Origin of the sequence: Thermocrinis ruber, assembly GCF_000512735.1 — a bacterium.
GTDB lineage: Bacteria > Aquificota > Aquificia > Aquificales > Aquificaceae > Thermocrinis > Thermocrinis ruber.
In genome coordinates this window covers 1246111-1265483 of the sequence record NZ_CP007028.1, presented here as the reverse complement: position 1 = coordinate 1265483, position 19373 = coordinate 1246111, and the positions used below count along the sequence as shown (strand labels likewise).

At 46.4% G+C, this 19373-nt stretch carries 22 protein-coding genes and 1 tRNA gene; 9 read left to right on the top strand and 14 right to left on the bottom strand.

Annotated features, from left to right (window positions below):
* Positions 1–3: 3 nt before the first annotated feature.
* From THERU_RS06800 to THERU_RS06755, 10 genes are all read right to left on the bottom strand, one after another.
* The gene (locus THERU_RS06800; protein ID WP_025306529.1) at positions 4–1347 is read right to left on the bottom strand and encodes an MFS transporter; all 1344 of its coding nucleotides are present in this window, start codon (positions 1345–1347) and stop codon (positions 4–6) included.
* A complete protein-coding gene (locus THERU_RS06795; protein ID WP_025306528.1) occupies positions 1344–1964 on the bottom strand; it encodes a nitroreductase family protein in 621 nt (206 codons plus the stop codon). Before THERU_RS06795 ends, THERU_RS06800 begins: the two co-directional genes overlap by 4 nt.
* Positions 1965–2041: 77 nt before the next feature.
* The gene (locus THERU_RS06790; RefSeq protein ID WP_025306527.1) at positions 2042–4159 is read right to left on the bottom strand and encodes a xanthine dehydrogenase family protein molybdopterin-binding subunit; all 2118 of its coding nucleotides are present in this window, start codon (positions 4157–4159) and stop codon (positions 2042–2044) included.
* Positions 4156–4614 carry a (2Fe-2S)-binding protein gene (locus tag THERU_RS06785; protein ID WP_025306526.1) on the bottom strand — a complete coding sequence of 153 codons (459 nt, stop codon included), beginning with the start codon at positions 4612–4614 and terminating at the stop codon, positions 4156–4158. Before THERU_RS06785 ends, THERU_RS06790 begins: the two co-directional genes overlap by 4 nt.
* Before the next feature lie 65 nt (positions 4615–4679).
* On the bottom strand, positions 4680–4928 hold the full coding sequence (locus THERU_RS06780; protein WP_025306525.1) for a hypothetical protein: 249 nt from the start codon (positions 4926–4928) through the stop codon (positions 4680–4682).
* 58 nt (positions 4929–4986) lie between these two features.
* A complete protein-coding gene (lspA, locus tag THERU_RS06775) occupies positions 4987–5478 on the bottom strand; it encodes a signal peptidase II (RefSeq protein WP_025306524.1) in 492 nt (163 codons plus the stop codon).
* Positions 5448–7682, bottom strand: coding sequence for a phosphoribosylformylglycinamidine synthase subunit PurL (purL, locus tag THERU_RS06770; protein WP_245565816.1), 2235 nt, complete (start codon positions 7680–7682; stop codon positions 5448–5450). Before purL ends, lspA begins: the two co-directional genes overlap by 31 nt.
* 10 nt (positions 7683–7692) lie before the next feature.
* Entirely contained in the window at positions 7693–8436 is a 744-nt protein-coding gene (locus THERU_RS06765) for an ABC transporter permease (protein WP_025306522.1), read from the bottom strand.
* Complete coding sequence (gene queC / locus THERU_RS06760) at positions 8433–9074, bottom strand: 7-cyano-7-deazaguanine synthase QueC (RefSeq protein ID WP_025306521.1); 642 nt, start codon at positions 9072–9074, stop codon at positions 8433–8435. Before queC ends, THERU_RS06765 begins: the two co-directional genes overlap by 4 nt.
* A gap of 13 nt (positions 9075–9087) precedes the next feature.
* Positions 9088–9171: transfer RNA gene (locus THERU_RS06755), tRNA-Leu, on the bottom strand.
* A gap of 18 nt (positions 9172–9189) precedes the next feature.
* Here THERU_RS06755 and THERU_RS06750 point away from each other — a divergent pair.
* A complete protein-coding gene (locus tag THERU_RS06750) occupies positions 9190–9861 on the top strand; it encodes a YggS family pyridoxal phosphate-dependent enzyme (RefSeq protein ID WP_025306520.1) in 672 nt (223 codons plus the stop codon).
* Positions 9862–9921: 60 nt separating this feature from the next.
* The gene (locus THERU_RS06745) at positions 9922–10143 is read left to right on the top strand and encodes a hypothetical protein (protein WP_025306519.1); all 222 of its coding nucleotides are present in this window, start codon (positions 9922–9924) and stop codon (positions 10141–10143) included.
* 28 nt (positions 10144–10171) lie between these two features.
* On the opposite strand, the gene pdxA is transcribed toward THERU_RS06745, so the two are convergent.
* Positions 10172–11131: a 4-hydroxythreonine-4-phosphate dehydrogenase PdxA gene (gene pdxA, locus THERU_RS06740; protein WP_025306518.1), complete on the bottom strand. Its 960-nt coding sequence runs from the start codon at positions 11129–11131 to the stop codon at positions 10172–10174.
* A gap of 39 nt (positions 11132–11170) precedes the next feature.
* Between pdxA and pdo the strand changes: the two genes are divergently transcribed.
* From pdo to THERU_RS06710, 6 genes are all read left to right on the top strand, one after another.
* Positions 11171–11839, top strand: a complete 669-nt coding sequence (pdo, locus tag THERU_RS06735; protein WP_025306517.1) for a protein disulfide oxidoreductase — start codon at positions 11171–11173, stop codon at positions 11837–11839.
* A 17-nt stretch (positions 11840–11856) separates the two neighbouring features.
* The gene (gene fsa / locus THERU_RS06730) at positions 11857–12510 is read left to right on the top strand and encodes a fructose-6-phosphate aldolase (RefSeq protein WP_025306516.1); all 654 of its coding nucleotides are present in this window, start codon (positions 11857–11859) and stop codon (positions 12508–12510) included.
* A 225-nt stretch (positions 12511–12735) separates the two neighbouring features.
* Positions 12736–14532 carry an aspartate--tRNA ligase gene (gene aspS / locus THERU_RS06725; RefSeq protein ID WP_025306515.1) on the top strand — a complete coding sequence of 599 codons (1797 nt, stop codon included), beginning with the start codon at positions 12736–12738 and terminating at the stop codon, positions 14530–14532.
* Positions 14529–15278, top strand: coding sequence for a nucleoside triphosphate pyrophosphohydrolase (gene mazG / locus THERU_RS06720; RefSeq protein WP_025306514.1), 750 nt, complete (start codon positions 14529–14531; stop codon positions 15276–15278). The genes aspS and mazG overlap by 4 nt, the downstream gene beginning before the upstream one ends.
* Before the next feature lie 10 nt (positions 15279–15288).
* On the top strand, positions 15289–15813 hold the full coding sequence (gene hpt / locus THERU_RS06715) for a hypoxanthine phosphoribosyltransferase (RefSeq protein WP_025306513.1): 525 nt from the start codon (positions 15289–15291) through the stop codon (positions 15811–15813).
* Entirely contained in the window at positions 15800–16618 is an 819-nt protein-coding gene (locus THERU_RS06710) for a magnesium transporter MgtE N-terminal domain-containing protein (protein WP_025306512.1), read from the top strand. The genes hpt and THERU_RS06710 overlap by 14 nt, the downstream gene beginning before the upstream one ends.
* 15 nt (positions 16619–16633) lie before the next feature.
* On the opposite strand, the gene groL is transcribed toward THERU_RS06710, so the two are convergent.
* Together groL and groES are read right to left on the bottom strand one after the other, a co-directional pair.
* Complete coding sequence (groL, locus tag THERU_RS06705; protein WP_025306511.1) at positions 16634–18274, bottom strand: chaperonin GroEL; 1641 nt, start codon at positions 18272–18274, stop codon at positions 16634–16636.
* Positions 18275–18295: 21 nt separating this feature from the next.
* Positions 18296–18589 carry a co-chaperone GroES gene (gene groES / locus THERU_RS06700; RefSeq protein ID WP_025306510.1) on the bottom strand — a complete coding sequence of 98 codons (294 nt, stop codon included), beginning with the start codon at positions 18587–18589 and terminating at the stop codon, positions 18296–18298.
* A 152-nt stretch (positions 18590–18741) separates the two neighbouring features.
* Between groES and THERU_RS06695 the strand changes: the two genes are divergently transcribed.
* Positions 18742–19233: a CDP-alcohol phosphatidyltransferase family protein gene (locus THERU_RS06695; protein WP_025306509.1), complete on the top strand. Its 492-nt coding sequence runs from the start codon at positions 18742–18744 to the stop codon at positions 19231–19233.
* Here THERU_RS06695 and THERU_RS08620 read toward each other — a convergent pair.
* On the bottom strand, positions 19220–19372 hold the full coding sequence (locus THERU_RS08620) for a hypothetical protein (RefSeq protein ID WP_169727100.1): 153 nt from the start codon (positions 19370–19372) through the stop codon (positions 19220–19222). The genes THERU_RS06695 and THERU_RS08620 overlap by 14 nt on opposite strands.
* Position 19373 lies beyond the last annotated feature (1 nt).

Here is a 19373-nt window from a genome sequence, read left to right as displayed (position 1 = left end):
CCCTCAACTTATCTGTTCTATGGGCATGCCCTTGGTCTCTTTTCCCTTGATGGCGTATATCACAAAGGCAAGAAAGCCCACCAACCAAAAGAGGGATATACACAAAAGTCCGAGCAGGTAGTCTCTGCTAGCCAAGGTTGTCACAAGCAGTGGTGCAAGGGCACCCGAGAGCCTTCCTACAACGGAGAGCACTCCTATGGCGTATGCCCTAATGTAGGATGGGTATATCTCCGTTGCGATCACATAAGCCACAGAGGCAAAGGAAAAGGCGATCAACGAATACAAAAAGTAAAGAACTTTAGGGTTTGCGTCCGTTAGCAAAAACAGAAAAACCGCCAAAGCGGAGAGCCCACTTATGCTAACCCCAAGCACCTTTCTCCCTACCCTGTCGTTTAGAAAGGCTACCACAAGACCTCCAATCAGTCCTCCCACACTTCCAAAGAAGAGCACCTCGGAGACCTGCTTGGAGCTAAGATTATAGACCTTTGAAAGACCCAGAGGTAAAAAGGTGATCATGCCGTAGTAGGTGGTAAGTATGGTAAAACTCATTGACGCACTAAAAAGAAACCTCCACCGGTATTTGGTTAGGATCAGCTTGGTGGCATCCCATATGCTACCCTCAAAAACGGGAATCTGACAACTTTCCACCTTTGGAGAGATGCCCGCCTCCCTTTCCACCTTTTTGACAATTTCCTCCGCCTCCTTCAGCCTTCCCTTGGAAATGAGCCACCTGGGAGACTCGGGCACATATATCCTTATGTATATGATCAAAAGGGTCAAAAGACCACCAATAAAAAAGGCGAGCCTCCAAGCAAAGCCTTCGTCAAAATGCTTTAAAAGATACAAAGCAGATAAAGAAGCCATAATACTTCCCAAGTTCCAAAGGGCGGTGATGGTGCCATCCACCTTTCCCCTGTGGCGGGCGGGCACAAACTCGTCTATTGCGGACTGGATCGCTGCAAACTCTCCACCCAAGCCCGCACCCGCCAAGATCCTAAAGAGCAAGGCGGACTCAAAGCTGTTGGCAAAGCCCGTTAAAAAAGTGCCCCCGGCATACAGAAGCAATGTAAGAATAAAGAGCTTTTTTCTGCCGAACCTGTCTGCCAAGTAGCCAAAGATCAAGGAGCCCAGTATGGCACCTATGAGAAAACCGCTTACCATCAGGGAAGCCTGCTGGGTGGTAAATTGGAGGGCTTCTGCCATGGGCTTTAGGACTGCACTGACTATAACCACTTCAAAGGCGTCTAAAACCCAAGTGATGCCGAGGGCTAAAACAAACCTGGTGTGAAATCCTGTCCAGGGAAGGGCGTCAAGCCTGCAGGTTAGGTCTGTGTTTATAAACTTCATAGAAACCTGCCAAATTCTTCAAATTTAAAGCGGTATGCCCTTGGAAGTAGTTCCTTTTGAGGGTCCTTGTATCCTATGGCAAGCATGACGGGTATAACCTTATCCTTATCTACCCCCAAAAACTCCTTTAATCTCTCTTCGTCAAAGCCCTCCATTGGATGGGTCTCAAGCCCGTAAGCCCTTGCTACGATCATAACCGTCATACAAAAGAGGGCGGTATCCCTTATAGCCTTTCTTATAGCTTTATCTCTGTCGGTCCATCCCCTCTGGATGTTCTCCTTTAGATTTTCCTTTGCCTCTTTGGGTACGTAGCCGAGCTCCACCCAGCTGTCCAGGACCTTATCCACATGCTCAAAGCCTGCCCTTGGGTTTGCAATAAACACTATGTTGGCGGAGGCATCCTCTACCTTTTGCTGTCCGTAGCATATGTCCTTTAACTGCCTTTTTTTCTCCTTGTCCTTTACTACTACCACTTCCCAAGGTTGGAGGTTGTATCCGGAGGGTGCGGTGGCGGAAATCTCTAAAATCTCCTTTATAAGTTCATCGGGAACTTCTTTGGTTGGGTCAAAGAAGGTAATTGACCTCCTTTCGGTTATCAACCTTAGGCATTCTTTCATGGCAAACCTCCCTTGTAAGCTTTGACTAAGATAATTATAAGGCAGTAGTCTTCCTCAGGCAACGAGCTTTTTGCGGTTTATAGGAGAGTTTTTATGTAATCGGGAGTCATGGGAAGTTGATTGACCTCTATGCCGTATCCCCAGAGTAATGCGTTTGCCACCGCGGGTGCTATGGGTGGAAGACCGGGCTCTCCCACGCCACCCATGGGTCCTTGCCCTTTTACTATATGCACCTCTATCTCCGGCGTTTCTTCCATAATAAGGAGAGGATATGTATCAAAGTTAAGGCTCTGAGGACCTCCCTCTGAAAAGCTCACCCTTTCCTTTAGGCTCGCACTTAAGCCCATAACTATGGCGCTCTCCATCTGAGAAACCACCAAATCTGGATGCACCACTGTGGGACCCAAATCTATCACGCATACAACCTTATGTACCCTTATTTTGCCCGTTTTTTTGTCCAAGGAAACCTCTGCACATTGGGCTACATGACTTCCGAAGGAGAAATGATAAGCTAATCCCATAGCCCTTCCCCTGTGAGAACCCTTGTCCCATCCCGATTTTTCAGCACACACCTCTACTACCCGCCGAGCTCTTGGATTTTTGGAGAGTAGTTCAAGCCTTAGCTCCACTGGGTCTCTACCACCCGCCTTTGCTAGCCTGTCTATGAACGTCTCAAGGGTGAAGGCATTGTGGGAGCTTCCCACCGAACGCCAGAACCAAACAGGTATAGGAAGGTCAATTTTTACAAACTCCACATGCAAGTTGGGAACCGAATAGGGCATGTTTTCTATTCCTTCCACCGCCGCCCTATCTATTTTTGAGGGCATTCCTGCCCACTCAAAGACCGCAGGCACAGCTATTTTGTGATGTATGGCTACTACCCTCCCCTTTTCATCCAAGGCTCCCACAAACTTTGTGGCGTTCATAGGTCTATACCAGCCGGATTTTACGTCATCCTCTCTGGTGTATATTAGCTTTACTGGTCTTCCAAGCTTTTTGGATACCTCCACTGCTTCTCTTAAAAACTCCACGTTTGCCTTTCTTCCAAAGCCTCCACCCAAATAGGTGGTGTATATTTCAATGTCTTTTTCGTCCAAGCCCGTTATTTTGCTGACGGTTTTTAAAGCCCAAGTTTGAGATTGAATGGGCGCATAAACCACACACTTATCCTTTCTCACATCCGCCACGCAGGCCATGGGTTCCATAGTGGCATGATAGAGATAGGGCAAAAGATAAACGCCTTCCACCTTTACCTTAGCCTTTGATATTACATCCTCTGGGTTTCCATCATGCCTTGCCACCGCACCCGCCCTGTTTAGGGCATTAAGGTAGTAGCGTGCTAACTTTTGGTCGTTAAAATCCTTTATTGAGCTCTCGGTCCATTCTACCTTTAAGCTCTCCCTTCCCTTTTGGGCTGAGTAGAAATCCTTGCCACACACCGCCACCCCAGTGGATATGGCAAACACATCTATTACCCCTTCCACCTGCTTCGCCTGACTTGGGTCAAAGCTCTTTAGCTTACAGCCAAAAGCTGGAGGTCTTTCCACCACCGCATAGACCATATCTTTGAGCCTTACATCAATACCAAAGATAGCACTTCCATCCACCTTTTCTTTGGCGTCTATTCTTGGAATGTTTTTGCCAATGTATATAAACTCGGAGGGCTCCTTTAGTTTAACCTTATGGGGAATAGGAAGCTTTACCGCCCCTTCCCAAAGCTCTCCGTAAGAAGCCTTTTTTCCATTTCCAAAAACATAGCCTCCTTTTGCCTTTAGCCTTTCCCTTGGCACCTTCCACTCTTCAGAGGCGTGATTTATTATCATCTCCCTCATTGTGGCACCAAGCTGTCTTAAAAAGTCGTACATATTCCTTACGCTGGTGCTTCCACCCGTCAGTTGCATGCCTAACTTTCTGTCTATGTATTGAGGTCCTGCGGGTGCAGACCTTACCCTTACCCTCTCCCAAGGGAAGTCCAGTTCATCCGCCACCAACATAGCAAGCCCTGTCCATACCCCCTGCCCCATCTCCGACTTGTTAACCAAAAAAACAAGGTGATTGTCTTTGGTTATGTTTGCCCAGAGAACTGGGTTTATTATTTCTTCTTGTGCTCCTTTGATTATCTTGAACCCTCCCTCTGTTAAAACAAGTACCAAACTCAAACCAGTAAGCTTTACAAAATCCCTTCTGTCTATCATGTTTTAACCCCCATCATACTTTGGGCTCTAAGTATTGCCCTCAAAATTCTTGGATAAGTTCCACATCTGCAAAGGTGGGAAGACATGGTTCTTACTATCTCCTCCCTGCTCGCCCTTGGGTTTTTCTTAAGGAGTGCGTAAGCCTCCACTATCTGACCGGGCTGACAATAACCGCACTGGGGCACGTTCAACTCCACCCAAGCCCTCTTTACCGGATGGTTGGCGGGGATACCCTCTATGGTTGTTATCCTCTTACCCTTTACCGCCTTTAAGGGAGTTATGCAGCTGCGGATGGGCTCCTCTTCCAAAAGGACTGTGCAAGCTCCACATATACCCTTACCACATCCAAACTTGGTGCCAGTCAAGCCAATATGCTCCCTTATCACCCAAAGAAGAGGAGTATCCTCGGGCAAGCTTACCTTGTATAAATTTCCGTTGATGTAGATTTCAGTCATAATAAACCCCCTTCCCCGAAAAGCTTAATCCGCAGGATATATGTTGTCAAATTTTCTTTTCTAAATTACTCCCACTCTTTCCAGTGTTTCCGATGTTTGTGCTTGTGTTTATGAATTATGACTATCCTTTTCTCCACTGTCATGTAATAAACGGGAGTGTAGTAGGAACGATAAACCACCGGTCTTTCCACGTATACCACCCTCTCAGGGCAGTAATAAGGAATGCCTAGGTTTATTCCCACGGAAAAGAAGACACGATCCTTTGCAAAGGACAGTCCGCCAATCATAAGAAGTGCCAAAACCAACTTCCTCATTTTTACACCTCCTTAATTTATAGCTTACGACTTTTATATGAATAAAAAATGAAAATTTTCAGTGCAGATCGTAAGTTTTTCTTTTCCTGAAAAACTCATAAAAAAGAAAAACAACTATTGCAACAGAGATTGAGGCATCCGCCAAATTAAAGGCAGGGTAGGAAAATTTCCCGTAGGAAAGGTAGATAAAGTCCCTTACCTGTCCCAAAAAGAGGCGGTCGTATAGGTTCCCAAGGGCTCCACCACCTATGGCACCCATGCAAAGGGAAACCACAGGATCCTTTTGCTTTATGGAGTATATAAAGGTTATAAGGACCGCAATGGGTGGAAAAAGTAGCAAGATGGGAAGCCTCAGCCAGTCGGGAGCTTGGGAAAAGAGTCCAAAGGCTACGCCCTTGTTATAAACCATAACCAGCTTGAGAAAAGGCAGTATTTGGACCTCTCCCTCTATAAACTGCTCCGCCAGGTGTTTTGTATAAAGGTCTACCATCAATACAAAAAAGCAGACCGCCAAGTAGGTTAAAGCATATTGGCTAAAGAATCTCTCCATAGTTTTTCCAGATCTTCAACATTCTCTTTGAGTATGGGCTCTTCGTAGAGTTTCACAATAAGCTCTGGCTCACCCTTTACTTTACCCAAATATAGCCAATCCAATCCCACGCTTTCCACATAGTTTTTCAAAAGTTCTTCTTTATCCTTTTCTACGCTAACCACCACCCTTGTGGGACTTTCGGAGAAGAAGAACCTATCAAGGGCTTCCTCGGTGTAAAGGTTTAGCTCTAGACCAAGTCCCGTGCCAAAGAGGCACTCTAAGAGGGCAATCATAAGTCCGCCGGTGGATACATCGTGGGCAGAAAGAATTATTTCCTCTTTTATTAGCTTTATTAGGGTTTCATGCAGTAACTTTTCTTTCTTCAGGTCCACCGCGGGCACATCTCCAGCCACAATTCCGTGCACCACCTTTAAGTATTCGCTACCCCCCAAGCCCCAGCTTCTTTTCAGGTCTCCTATCAAAAAGACCAAACTACCCTCCTCCTCAAACTTGTGGGTTACGAACCTTTTCCCTTCTATGGCACCCACTGCCACCAAAATGGGAGTTGGGTATATGTTTCTGATTTCCTTTTCCTCCACCGTTTCGTTGTAGAGGGACACATTTCCGCTTACTACGGGCACCCCAAAGAACTTGCAGGCGTCCGCCATCCCCCTTATTGCCATCTCCAACTGCCACATTACCTCCGGCCTTTCTGGATTTCCAAAGTTCAGACAATCCGTTATGGCCAAGGGCTGTGCACCCACACAGGCAAGGTTTCTGAGGGCTTCCGCCACTACGTACTTTCCGCCTTCATAAGGGTTCAGAAAGACCATCCTGCCGTTCCCCTCACAGCTCAAGGCTACGAGCTTTTCGCTTTTTATCTCCGGGCTTACTACCCACTTTATACGCAGAATCGCAGCATCTCCCCCTGGCACCAACACCGTGTTTGTCCCCACTTGATAGTCATACTGACTGTAAACCCACTCCTTGGAGCACACGTTGGGAGAGGACAAAAGCTTAAGAAGGGAATCCTTTATGTCCTTTTGCTCTAACTCCTCTTCTTTGAAGGACCTAACCTGCTTTATGTAATCGGGCTCCCTGCTTGGTCTTTCGTAAACGGGTGCTTCCTCGGTTATTAGGCTTACGGGCAGTTCTGCCACAAGCTCCCCGTGGAAGTAGGCACGGAACATACCATCATCGGTCATTTCCCCCACCACCTCACCCTCCAAGTGGAAATCCTTTGCCAGTTCTTTCAGCCTTTGAACCTTGTCCCTTTCTACCACCAAAAGCATTCGCTCTTGGCTCTCAGAAAGGAGAATTTCATAAGGGTTCATTCCCTCTTCTCTGAGAGGCACCCTTTCAAGGTATAGCACCACGCCCATTTTGGATTTGTTTGCCAGCTCGGAGGATGCACCCGCAAGACCCGCGGCGCCAAGGTCCTGAATACCCACCACCAGATCTTCCTCTATTATCCTCATGAGCGCTTCTATGAGCTTTTTTTCAAAGTAAGGGTCTCCCACCTGCACGTTGGGTCTTTTGCTCTCTGTGTCTTCGCTGAACTCACCGGACGCCATAACCGCACCGTGTATGCCATCCCTTCCAGTGGAAGAGCCTATTAAAAAGAGCAGTTGTCCGGGTTTTGTTGCCCTCGCCCGGAACATCCTGCCCGCAGGAATTATGCCAAGGCAAAAAGCATTCACCAGAGGGTTGGTCTTGTAGCACTCTTCAAAAAAGGTCTCTCCGCCCACCGTGGGAATGCCCACCGAGTTGCCATAGTGGGATATGCCCTTTACTACGCCTTTTACTATGTGTTTTGTCTTTGAATCTAGTGGCAAACCAAACCGCAGAGAATCCATCAAGGCTATAGGTCTTGCACCCATAGAGAGCACATCCCTTATGATCCCACCCACACCTGTGGCAGCGCCGTGGAAGGGTTCTATGAAGGAAGGATGATTGTGGCTTTCTATCTTAAAGGCGAGCCAGACTTTATCATCAAGCTTTACAACGCCTGCATTTTCCCCCGGTCCCTGAATTACATGCTCTCCTTGGGTAGGAAAGAGCTTCAAAAGCCTCTTTGAAGATTTATAAGAACAATGCTCCGACCAAAGGGCACCAAGAATACCAAGTTCCACATGGTTTGGCTCTCTACCAAGCCTTTTGACTATACTCTCATATTCCTCCTTCGTGAGCCCGTAAAGCTTATAAACCTCCTCCACAGGCATAGTATTATAACTATCTAAGCACAGAGCTATAAGTCAAAAGGGCTGTTAAAAAGGAAGTGAAGAAGGATACCGTAAGCAAGACAAACATCACCACCACCTGAAAGACCATTGCACCGATTGGGTCTGCACCAGCCACGATCATGCCCACCGCCACGCCCGGTATGTGCACAAGCCCCGCAGACCTGAGCATGTTGTATTTTGGCATCATAGACACTCTTATAGCGTTTTGGATAACCTCCTCCATAGCCTTCTTTAACGGAGTACCCAAGGCAACCTTTGCCTCTATCTCCCTTATTCGGTTGAAGGCTTCTGAACGCATCCTTTCAAAGGTCAAAGAAACGTTGCTGAGGGAATTGCCAAGCACCAAGCCCCAAAGAGTGATCATACTAACCGGGTCCTTTCTAACGTAGCCCATCAGATAGAGCAGAACAAACACAAAGGAGGACGGGACCACCAGAGCTATGTAGCTCTTTAAAAAGAGCTTTCCAAAGCTACCCTGTAGCCTGAACCTTTCCACTGCAGTTATGCTCCCAAAGATAGACATCAAAAAGAGAATGAGCATTAGAAAGGCAAAGGATTGCACTTTTAAGACAAACTGGAGGATATAGCCCACCAAAAGAAGTTGGACCGTAGTCCTTATGGAGCTCTCAAGCAAATCCTTTTCTGCCCGTAGGTTGTAAAAGTAAGATAAGGCTACCGCAAAGAGGACCAAAATAAAAGCTTGAGGTAAGTGGCTTGGCTCAAGGCTGTTCATAAAAGTCCTTTTAAGGCTTCCTCCCTTTGTTTGCAGGTGGCACACTCTCCACAGGGTGGCTCTGTACCCCTATAGCAGGAGTATGTTTTTTCAAAGGGAACTCCCAGCTCCTTCCCCAAAAGGGCAATTTCCCTCTTTGTCATGCCCAAAAAGGGTGCGTAAATTTTCATGGGAACCTTCTTTGTAGCAGTTAAGATAGAACCTGCAGTGAGGGCACTTTGGGCGGAGGTTATAAACTCCGGTCTGCAATCGGGATAAGGAGTATCCAAAGAATGCACCGCTATGCCCACCGTGTCTATCCCCAAGGCGTCCGCGTAAGCCCCCGCGATGGCTAAAAAGATCAGGTTTCTCATGGGCACTGTGGTAATGGGTGGTGCGTTGGAGTAATCTTCTGAAGGCACCTCTGGACCTCCCTCCAAAAGGGCGGAGGTGGTTATTCCCTTCAAAGATGGCACATCCACTATTAGATGCTCAACGCCCGCCAGCTTTGCTAACTCTTTTGCGTGCTTTAACTCTACCTTGTGCCTTTGCCCGTAATCAAAGGATATGGCAATAACCCTGTCAAACTCCTTTTTTGCAAGCCACAGAAGGGTGGTGCTGTCCAATCCTCCAGAAAAGAGAACTATTATGCTTTTCATCGTTTTTTTTTTATGCCGGAGGAGGGATTCGAACCCCCACGCCCTTGCGGGCAGGAGATTTTGAATCTCCCGCGTCTGCCAGTTCCGCCACTCCGGCTAAGGATATAATTATAATGTGATTTGCCACAAAATCCAAGAGATTGAGCAGAGGCTCGCAAGGGCTTGCGAAAGGGCAGGAAGAAAAAGAGAGGAGGTCCTGCTCCTTGGTGCATCAAAGTATGCCAACGCAGAAAAGATAAGAGAGGCTTATCAATGTGGCGTGCGTGTTTTTGGAGAGAGCAGAGCCCAGGACTTTCTTAAGAAGTTTGAAGAGCTCAAGGACCTACCCATAGACTGGCACTTTATAGGAAACTTGCAAACCAACAAAGTGAAGTACATCATAGACAAAGTATCTTTAATCCACTCCTTAGACAGGCCGTCCCTTGCGGAGGAAATTCAAAAGAGGGCAGAAAGGCTCGGAAAGGTTCAGGATGTTCTCATTGAGGTAAATGTAGGGAAGGAAGAGACGAAGGGAGGTGTTTATGAGGAGGACTTAGAAAAACTCTTTGAATACTGCCTGAGTTTAAAAAATCTGAGAGTTCTCGGGCTTATGGCGATCCCTCCTCACAAGGAAAACCCAGAGGAGGTAAGACCCTACTTTGTGAAGCTAAGAAAGTTAAAAGAAAAGCTGGAGGAGTTGTATAAGATAAAGCTTCCTCACCTTTCCATGGGCATGTCTGAGGACTTTGAAGTGGCCGTAGAAGAGGGTGCCACCATAGTTAGGATAGGCTCCGCCATTTTTTCATGAAATTTTCATCTTTAAAACTGTAATATAAATCACATCAAAACCCTATAAGGAGGTGTTGCCATGAGGAAACTTTTAGCAGCCCTTTTAGCAGTAGCTTTTGCAGGTGCCGCAATGGCACAACAAGCCGCTCAGCCCGCACAAGCTGAGCAAAAGAAGGAAGAAAAGCCCGCTTCCCAAGAGCAGAAGAAGGAAAAGAAACACAAGAAGGCTAAAAAGGCTGAGCAAAAGCAAGAGCAAAAGCAAGAACAAAAGAAAGAGGAAAAGAAGGAAGAGAAGAAGTAATCTTCCTGTGGGGGCTTTGCGCCCCCTTTCACCTGTTGTTTTTAGCCAACCTTTCGCATAGCCTTAAAGCATGTAGGGAGGGAGAGATATCTGCTATTCCTTTCCAGGCTATATCGTAAGCGGTTCCGTGGTCGGGAGAAGTCCTTGGAAAGGGAATTCCAAGGGTCATATTTACTCCTTCTCTGAAGGCTAAAAGTTTAAAGGGTATTAGCCCTTGGTCATGATACATACACAAAAATAGGTCGTAGTCTCTGTTTAAGAAGGCAATGTCCGGGGATAGGGGACCATCCACTATGTATCCCATAGACTTTAACTCCTCCACCGCGGGAGCAATTTCTTTTATATCCTCCTCTCCAATGGTTCCACCCTCTCCTGCATGGGGGTTCAATCCCAAAACTCCAATCTGGGGGGATTTTTTAAACCACCTTTTAAACTCCTCCGCCAAAAGTTTGACCTTTTTTACTATGTTTTCCCTCTTGACCCTTTCTATTGCCTCCTTCAGAGATATATGGGTGCTGAGCAGGGCAACTTTTATAGTCTCTGAATACATCAACATGGCATAATCCCTTACCCTAAAAGCCTGTGCCAAAAACTCCGTCTGACCCTCGTAAGAAAAGCCCGCCATCCTAGCCCAAAACTTGCTTATGGGCATGGTCAAAAGCCCGTCTATGTTGCCATAGACTGCATCCACCACAGCCCTTGCCAAATAGGCTACTGCCACCTTTCCTGAAGTGTAAGAGGGGGATGGTCTTTCTACGTCGCATATGTTCAGGTCAATGAGATAAACGCCCGGAGCGTTTACTTCCTGTGGGCTGTTTATTAAATTGGCGGTAAAATCCCTTCCAAGTTCCTTTGCACAGGCTTTTAAGATCTTCTCCTCTCCGTATATCATGTATGCGTACTGTGGATCCAGGTGGTCCATCAGACGCACTATTATCTCTGGTCCCACTCCTGCCGGATCTCCTATGGTGATGCCGATTTTAAGCATTTGAGCTTATAATTATAAACTCATAAAGGAGGTCAAAAAATGCTTTTGAGCTTAGAAGTGAGAGCACAGCTAAGGGATATGTTCGAAAAGGAGCTTGAAAACCCTGTGAATCTAAAGCTTTTTAGCCAAGCTATAGGTTGTGAGACATGCTCTACTGCGGAAGAACTTCTTAAGGAAGTGGAAAGCCTATCCCAAGGTAAAGTAAAGCTTGAAATATACTCACCGTTGATAGACAAAGACAAAGCATCCGCCTATGGCATTGAGAGGGTGCCTACCATTGTTATAGAGGGAGATAAGGATTATGGCATAAGGTATGTGGGACTTCCTGCGGGGCTTGAGTTTTCAACCCTCATAAACGGCATCATTCAAGTTTCAAAGAGAAAACCCAGACTTAGCGAAAGAACCTTAGAGATACTCCAGTCCATAGACATACCCATGGAAATTTTGGTCTTTGTGACCACATCCTGTGGCTACTGTCCCTCTGCTGCACTGATGGCTATGAACTTTGCCATCGCAAGCGACTATATAAGCGCAGTGATCGTGGACGCCAGCGAAAACATGGACCTTGCGGAGGCCTATCAGGTGGTTGGTGTGCCAAAGATCGTTATAAACAGGGGTGTGGCAGAGTTTGTGGGAGCTCAACCGGAAAACGCCTTCCTAGGATACCTGGTGAGTGCCTACGAAAAGATCAAGAGGGAATTAAAATAAGGTAAAGGAGGTTTGCCATGCAGTTCTTTTTAGATACAGGAAATGTGGATGAGATAAAGCAGGCTTTAGAATGGGGCATACTGGATGGCGTTACAACCAACCCAACCCTCATAGCCAAGACAGGAAGACCCTTTATGGAAGTTGTAAAGGAAATACTGCAGTTGGTGGATGGTCCCGTTAGCCTGGAGACGGTATCAAGGGATGCCAAGGGTATGGTGGAAGAAGGAAGAAAGTTGGCGGAGCTTGGTGATAATGTGGTGGTGAAAATCCCCATGACGCCGGAGGGTATGATAGCGGTTCAGGAGCTTGAATCTGAGGGAATACCCACTAATGTTACCTTGGTCTTTTCTCCCACTCAGGCACTTATTGCCGCAAAGGCGGGAGCCACCTTTGTGTCTCCCTTCATAGGCAGGTTGGATGATGTTTCCAGCGATGGCATGAAGCTCATAAGGGATGTAAAGACCATTTTTGACAACTATGATTTTGACACTCAGATAATAGTGGCAAGCGTAAGACATCCCATGCATGTGTTGGAGGCAGCGCTCATAGGGGCAGACATATGCACCATGCCCTTTGAGGTGATGAAGAAACTCTTCCAACATCCGCTAACCGACAAAGGCATAGAGCTTTTCCTCAAGGATTGGGAAAAGGTGCCCGGGAAACCTTTTTAACCTAAATCAGACTTGACAGGGTTCTTATTTTGGTCTATACTAATAAGCGTCCCGATAATCAAGGGACCTAGGGTTGGAACGACCCGAAGTTAAGCCTGTGGAGCATGCTCTGGTGGATGACCGTATCCCTTACGGGATACCTAAAAAGCCATCATGCGTTGAAGCAGGAAGCTCCACCTTATAGGAGGTGGGGTAGTTCACATCCCTTATAATCTTTTGCTTATGATGAAACGCACCAAATACTGCGGACAAATATCCCAAGAGGATTTAGACAAGGAGGTTGTTCTCTGCGGTTGGGTCCATAGGGTCAGAAACCACGGAGGGGTGGTGTTCATAGACCTGAGGGACAGAGAGGGTATAGTGCAGGTGGTGGTGGAGGAGCAAAGCTCTCCCTCCGCTTACGAAGTGGCAGACAAGCTGGGCTCAGAGGACGTTATATGTATAAAGGGAGTTGTCAGAAGAAGACCACCCGGTACAGAAAACCCAAAGCTAAAAACGGGAAACTTTGAGGTTTTGGCAAACTATGTGGAACTTATAAACAGTGCAGAGCCTTTGCCCTTTCCGGTGAATGAAGAAACACCCATCTCAGAAGAGCTAAAGCTCAAGTACAGATACTTGGACCTTAGAAGGGAAAGTATGAAAGAAAACCTCCTCTTCAGGCACAGGGCTTATCAGATAATAAGAAAGGTCTTTGTGGAGAACGGCTTTGTGGAGGTGGAGACGCCCTTCTTGACCAAATCTACACCAGAGGGAGCAAGGGACTTTATAGTGCCCTCAAGGTTGCATCCGGGTAAGTTCTACGCTTTGCCACAATCTCCTCAGCTTTTTAAACAAATTCTTATGGTTGCGGGCTTTGACAGATACTTTCAGATTGTCAGATGTCTGCGGGATGAAGACTTGCGGGCAGACAGACAGCCCGAATTCACCCAAATAGACTTTGAGATGTCCTTTGTGGATGAGGAGGATGTTATAGCCATCACAGAGCAGTTGATAAAGACCCTCTTTGAGGAGCTTTTGGGAGTTGAGGTAAAAACACCCTTTGAAAGGCTCAGCTACCAAGAGTGCATCGAGAGGTTCGGCTCCGACAAGCCCGACAGAAGGTTTGGCTTGGAGCTTGTGGAACTTACAGACCTTTTCAAAAACACCGAGTTTAAAGTGTTCAAGGATGTCATAGATAAGGGTGGTGTAATAAAGGCTATAAACTTTAACTTGGGAGAGCTTTCAAGGAAGGACCTGGATGAGCTTACCAAGTTCGTTCGATCATTGGGTGCAAAGGGCTTGGCATGGATAAAGGTTGAAAGGGACAAGCTAACCTCCCCTATAACCAAGTTTTTAAAGGAAGAGGAGATCAAGGGAATCCTTGAGAGAACAAAGGCAAAGCCCGGAGATACCGTACTGTTCTCCGCAGACAAAAGGGAGATGGTTTATAAAATCCTTGGAAATTTAAGGCTTCATCTTGCCAAACTCTTTAACCTTCAGCAAAAGGACCGCTTTGACTTTCTCTGGGTGGTAGACTTTCCCCTAATGGAGTGGGACGAAGAAGAGGGCAGGTTTGTGTCTTTGCACCATCCCTTTACCTCTCCAAGGGAGGAGGATATTCCGATTTTACAAAAAGCCTTAGAGACGGAGGATCTGGAAGAGAGGAAAAGGCTTGTGCATTCGGTAAGGGCGAGGGCGTATGATCTTGTCATCAACGGCTATGAAGTGGGTGGTGGTTCCATTCGGATCCATCGTAGGGACCTTCAGGAGCTGGTCTTTAAACTTTTAAACATATCTCCCTTGGAGGCGGAGGAGAAGTTTGGCTTTCTTTTGAGGGCTTTGAGCTTTGGAGCACCGCCCCACGGAGGTCTAGCCATAGGCTTGGACCGTCTGCTTGCCATAATGCGTGGGTTGGACTCCATAAGGGATGTGATCGCCTTTCCAAAAACCCAAAAGGGTATATGCCCCCTAACGGGTGCGCCGGACTATGTGTCTCCCAAACAGCTAAAGGAAGTGCACATAAAAACGGTGGAATACCAATGACTCCCTTTGAGGAGCTTTTAAAGATAATGGAGAACCTGAGGGAAAAGTGCCCTTGGGACAGAAAGCAAACCCACGAAAGCTTAAGAAAGTATGCAATTGAAGAGGTTTATGAACTTTTGGACGCCATAGACAGCAAAGACGATCAAAAACTGAAGGAAGAGCTCGGAGATGTACTGTTGCAGGTGGTTTTTCATAGCCAAATTGCAAAGGAGCGTTCAGCCTTTGATGTGTGGGATGTTATAAAGGCGTTAAATCAAAAACTTATAGAAAGGCATCCCCATGTTTTTGGGTGTGAAAGTGCGGAGGAGGTGTTAAAGAGGTGGGAGGAAAAGAAGGCTAAGGATAGAGAAAGCATTCTGGATGGAGTGCCGAGGAGCCTTCCTGCCTTAATGAGGTCCCAAAAACTGCAAGACAGGGCAAGCCTTGTGGGCTTTGACTTTGAAAGCATAGAACAGGTTTTTGAAAAGATAGCGGAAGAGCTGGAAGAACTGAAGGAGGCAATTCAAAAGGGGGATAAACGGGATGTGGAGCATGAAATTGGAGACCTGCTTACTGCAGTGGTGGAGTTGGCGAGGTTTTTAAAGGTGGATGCGGAAGAGTGTTTGCAAAAGGCAAACGACAGATTTGAAAAGCGCTTTAGATATATGGAAAAAAGGGCAAAAGAGATGGGAAGGGAACTAAGGGATATGACCCTGGAGGAGATGGATAAGCTTTGGCTGGAAGCGAAAAACTTTGATTACGAATAAAATTTAAACCATGCACATAAAAGGAAGGTCCCTCAGCCTTTTAATCCCGGAGGAGAAGATAAAGGAGAGGGTCAAAGAGCTTGCAAAGGAGATAGAGAAGGATCTGGGAGAAAACTTTGTGGTGGTGTCTTTGCTTAAGGGTTCCTTTGTCTTTACCGCAGACCTCATAAGGGAGTTTTCGGTGCCAGTAAAGGTGGATTTTATGTGGGTCTCAAGCTACGGTTCCTCTCAGGAGTCTTCGGGCAGTGTGCGTATCCTTCAGGACCTTTCTATGGATATAAAAGACCAAAAGGTGCTCCTTGTGGATGATATCTTAGACACGGGCTACACCCTAAAGAAGGTGGTAGAGTTTTTGAGAGAAAAGGAGCCCTCTGTGCTTAAGGTCTGCGTCTTGCTTGATAAAAAAGAAAGGAGGAAGGTGGAGCTCAAGGCGGACTATGTGGGTTTTGAAGTGCCCGATAAATTTTTGGTGGGCTACGGTTTGGATTGGGACGAGGAGGGTAGGAACCTGAGGGGAATATATGCGGTGGATTAAAGGAGTTTTGAGGATAAAGGATTGGCAAAAAAAGGAAAGGGCGAGGGAGCTGGAGCAGTTAAGGGCAAGAGCCCAAGCGTTAAAAGAGGAAATAGCTTCTCTTGAGGACAGAATGACAGAGCTTGAAAGGACCATAAAGCAAGCCTTCAGCTTTGAAAAGCTTATAGAATATAAAAGCCTTCTTTCTAAAAAAAGTGAGCTTGAAAGGGCTTTGGGAGAGCTTGAAAAGGAAGCTGAAAAAAGGAAGGATGAACTAAAGATCATATACAAGGACATAAAGGCGGTTGAAGTAGTAAAGGGAAAGTTGGAAACGGAGATGAGAAGAAAAGAGTTTTCTATTGAGATGCAAAGGGCAAACTTTTTCCATCTTATAAAAAAATTCCTTGTGTTTTCGCTGATCTTTCCTTTGATCTCTTTTGACCAGAGTGCCCTTCAGAAGAAGATAAAGGCAAAGAAAGAGGCAAAGGTAGAAAGCGAGTTGAAGGCTGTTTCCAAGGAGTTGGAGGAAAAGTTAAAGAAGTTAGAAGAGGAAAGAAAAAAGCTTGAAGAACTCAAAAGGGTAGAACCCAAAAAGGAAGAGATCCCTCCAGATTTTCAAAAGCTGATTGCCATCTTCAACAAGGCAGATCCTGACGAAGCGGGAGCTATAATGAACAACATGTACCCAAACCTTGCTGCGGAGATCCTTCTGAACCTAAAGGCGACTCAATCAGCGGCTATTTTGTCTGCTATGGATTCCCAAAAGGCAGCACAGGTCTCTGAGATAATGGCTCGTAAAAAGGTCCAATTAAAAAAAGCCCCCTGACGGGGGCTGGTTATGTTAGTCCAAGTCAGACATTTCTGGAGAGGCGGGTACTTTGTCCTTCTTCTCCTCGGGTATTTCTGCCACCAGTGCTTCTGCAGTTAGCATGGTTCCAGCTACGGATGCTGCGTTCATTAGGGCAGTTCTTACCACTTTGGTGGGATCTATGATACCCGCCTCTACCATGTCCTTGTATTCACCGGTTGCTGCGTCAAATCCGTAATTTACACCCTTTTCCTTTCCGAGGGCGATCACCTTTTCAAGAACCACGTATCCTTCAAAGCCTGCGTTGGCAGCTATTTGCCTGAGTGGTGTCCTGCATGCCTTCTTGACTATGTCCACACCGATCTGTTGGTCAGGATTATCTACCTTTAGGTTGTCCAAGGCCTCAGAAGCCCTTACCAACGCAACACCACCACCCGGTACTATACCTTCTTCTACCGCCGCCTTGGTAGCGTGCACTGCGTCCTCTACCCTTGCCTTCTTTTCCTTCATTTCAGCCTCAGTGGCAGCTCCGACCCTGATTATGGCAACGCCACCGGAGAGTTTTGCCAATCTTTCTTGGAGCTTTTCCCTATCGTAATCAGAGGTGGTTTCTTGAATTTGCTTCTTGATTTGTTCTATCCTTGCTTGTATTGCTTCCTTGGAACCTTTACCACCCACTATGGTGGTGTTGTCCTTATCTACTATTACCTTGTCTGCCCTTCCGAGCATGTCAAGGGTGACGCTTTCAAGCTTAATACCGAGTTCTTCAGTGATAGCAGTTCCACCGGTGAGTATGGCTATGTCTTGGAGATAATCCTTCCTCCTTTGACCAAAGCCGGGTGCTTTTACTGCGCAAGCCCTTATTACACCCTTTATGTGGTTCACTACCAATGTTGCCAAAGCTTCTGCTTCCACATCCTCCGCTATTACGAGGATGGGCTTTCCTGCCCTAACAACTTGTTCAAGGACTGGTAGCAAGTCCTTTACGTTGGAGATCTTCTTTTCATATATGAGAATGTATGGCTCTTCAAGGACACACTCCATCTTATCGGGGTTGGTTATGAAGTAAGGAGATAGATAACCTCTGTCAAACTGCATACCTTGGACTGTTTCCAAGGTGGTTTCCGCAGACTTGGACTCCTCTACGGTGATCACACCATCCTTTCCAACAGCTTCCATAGCATCTGCGATAATCTTTCCTATGGTTGGGTCATTGTTTGCGGACACGGTTGCAACTTGCTCTATTTCCCTCCTACCGGAGACAGGTATGGAGAGTTTTTTGATCTCTTCTACCACTACGCTTACCGCCTTGTCGATACCCCTCTTGATATCCATTGGGTTGGCACCGGAGGCTATTGCCTTCAATCCTTCTGTGAAGATTGCCTGTGCCAAGACTGTTGCAGTGGTGGTACCGTCTCCTGCCACGTCGGCGGTCTTGGAGGCAACCTCCTTCACCAGTTGGGCACCCATATTTTCATAGGGGTCCTTTAGCTCTATTTCCTTAGCAACAGTTACACCGTCCTTGGTAACCAAGGGTGAACCCCACTTCTTTTCAATGATTACTTCCCTTCCCTTTGGACCAAGGGTGACCTTTACAGCATTGGCAAGCTTATCTACGCCAGCTTTTAGCTTAGCTCTTGCATCTTCTCCATAAATTACCTTCTTTGCTGCCATGGCTTCACCTCCTTTTGGTTTTTATTCAAGGATTGCTAAAACTTCATCTTCAGACATTATGAGATACTTTTCACCGTCAAGCTCTATCTCTGTGCCCGCATACTTGTTAAAGACTACCTTGTCCCCCACCTTTACCCTTAGTGGGGCAATTTCACCATTGTTTAGGCGTTTGCCCTCTCCCACTGCTACTACTTCTCCGATTTGTGGCTTTTCTTTGGCTGTATCGGGTATGATTATTCCTGATGCAGTTCTTTGTTCTTGTTCTTCTTGCCTTTTAACCACAATCTTGTCGTAAAGTGGTTTCAGCTTTGCCATGTTTTCCACCTCCTTATTGGGGTTTTGCTAATAGATATTATATTAACATCCTGCACCTTTGTCAAGGGGTCTTGTTTAAAAAATTAAGCATAATAGACTAAGATTTCATAATATCGGTATACGCACATTTTTGCGTGTTATAATTTTCCCAAATGGCAAACTACATAACCCTCTTTAGATTCCTGCTGATCTTTCTAGCTGTACCCTCCATCTTGAACCAACATCACAAGTTAGCCCTTCTTCTGATCCTTTTGGGAGCACTCAGCGATTGGTTGGACGGAGACACTGCCCGGAAAAGGAATGAGGTAAGCAAATTGGGTGTTCTCCTTGACCCTTTCGTGGATAAGGTCTTTGTGCTCTCCTGCCTTTCTGCCTATCTCTACCTTGGGCAAGTTTCTCCCTACGCCTTTGTCCTTTTGCTGATAAGGGAGCTTTACATATCCTTTTTGAGAAGCTTTGCAGTGGAAAAGGGCTACCTTATGAGTGCCTCCTCCCTTGGTAAGCTCAAGACCTTTGCAGAATTTACCACCTTGGTCTTGCTCGCCCTCGGTAGCCCTTTGGGTAGCCCTGTGCTTTGGTTTTCGGTCCTTTTAGCTTACCTCTCTGCCTTAGAATACACCCTTAACTTCTTTAAGCGTTTTTGACCTGTATAACCACCTGCGCCTTTTTGAGAAGGGGAGAGTTTTCCTCTCCTTCACAAAGGGCTACCACCAAGCCCTTCTTTATTAGCCTATCTTCCAACTTCTTGGCTAACTTTCTGTCCTTCACTATCAACCTTTTCATT

Bases quoted from the DNA above. Each gene is read 5' to 3' on its own strand.
- THERU_RS06800 (WP_025306529.1), bottom strand. From the start codon at position 1,347: ATGAAGTTTATAAACACAGACCTAACCTGCAGGCTTGACGCCCTTCCC.
- THERU_RS06795 (WP_025306528.1), bottom strand. From the start codon at position 1,964: ATGAAAGAATGCCTAAGGTTGATAACCGAAAGGAGGTCAATTACCTTC.
- THERU_RS06790 (WP_025306527.1), bottom strand. From the start codon at position 4,159: ATGATAGACAGAAGGGATTTTGTAAAGCTTACTGGTTTGAGTTTGGTA.
- THERU_RS06785 (WP_025306526.1), bottom strand. From the start codon at position 4,614: ATGACTGAAATCTACATCAACGGAAATTTATACAAGGTAAGCTTGCCC.
- THERU_RS06780 (WP_025306525.1), bottom strand. From the start codon at position 4,928: ATGAGGAAGTTGGTTTTGGCACTTCTTATGATTGGCGGACTGTCCTTT.
- lspA (WP_025306524.1), bottom strand. From the start codon at position 5,478: ATGGAGAGATTCTTTAGCCAATATGCTTTAACCTACTTGGCGGTCTGC.
- purL (WP_245565816.1), bottom strand. From the start codon at position 7,682: ATGCCTGTGGAGGAGGTTTATAAGCTTTACGGGCTCACGAAGGAGGAA.
- THERU_RS06765 (WP_025306522.1), bottom strand. From the start codon at position 8,436: ATGAACAGCCTTGAGCCAAGCCACTTACCTCAAGCTTTTATTTTGGTC.
- queC (WP_025306521.1), bottom strand. From the start codon at position 9,074: ATGAAAAGCATAATAGTTCTCTTTTCTGGAGGATTGGACAGCACCACC.
- THERU_RS06745 (WP_025306519.1), top strand. From the start codon at position 9,922: ATGAGGAAACTTTTAGCAGCCCTTTTAGCAGTAGCTTTTGCAGGTGCC.
- pdxA (WP_025306518.1), bottom strand. From the start codon at position 11,131: ATGCTTAAAATCGGCATCACCATAGGAGATCCGGCAGGAGTGGGACCA.
- pdo (WP_025306517.1), top strand. From the start codon at position 11,171: ATGCTTTTGAGCTTAGAAGTGAGAGCACAGCTAAGGGATATGTTCGAA.
- fsa (WP_025306516.1), top strand. From the start codon at position 11,857: ATGCAGTTCTTTTTAGATACAGGAAATGTGGATGAGATAAAGCAGGCT.
- aspS (WP_025306515.1), top strand. From the start codon at position 12,736: ATGAAACGCACCAAATACTGCGGACAAATATCCCAAGAGGATTTAGAC.
- mazG (WP_025306514.1), top strand. From the start codon at position 14,529: ATGACTCCCTTTGAGGAGCTTTTAAAGATAATGGAGAACCTGAGGGAA.
- hpt (WP_025306513.1), top strand. From the start codon at position 15,289: ATGCACATAAAAGGAAGGTCCCTCAGCCTTTTAATCCCGGAGGAGAAG.
- THERU_RS06710 (WP_025306512.1), top strand. From the start codon at position 15,800: ATGCGGTGGATTAAAGGAGTTTTGAGGATAAAGGATTGGCAAAAAAAG.
- groL (WP_025306511.1), bottom strand. From the start codon at position 18,274: ATGGCAGCAAAGAAGGTAATTTATGGAGAAGATGCAAGAGCTAAGCTA.
- groES (WP_025306510.1), bottom strand. From the start codon at position 18,589: ATGGCAAAGCTGAAACCACTTTACGACAAGATTGTGGTTAAAAGGCAA.
- THERU_RS06695 (WP_025306509.1), top strand. From the start codon at position 18,742: ATGGCAAACTACATAACCCTCTTTAGATTCCTGCTGATCTTTCTAGCT.
- THERU_RS08620 (WP_169727100.1), bottom strand. From the start codon at position 19,372: ATGAAAAGGTTGATAGTGAAGGACAGAAAGTTAGCCAAGAAGTTGGAA.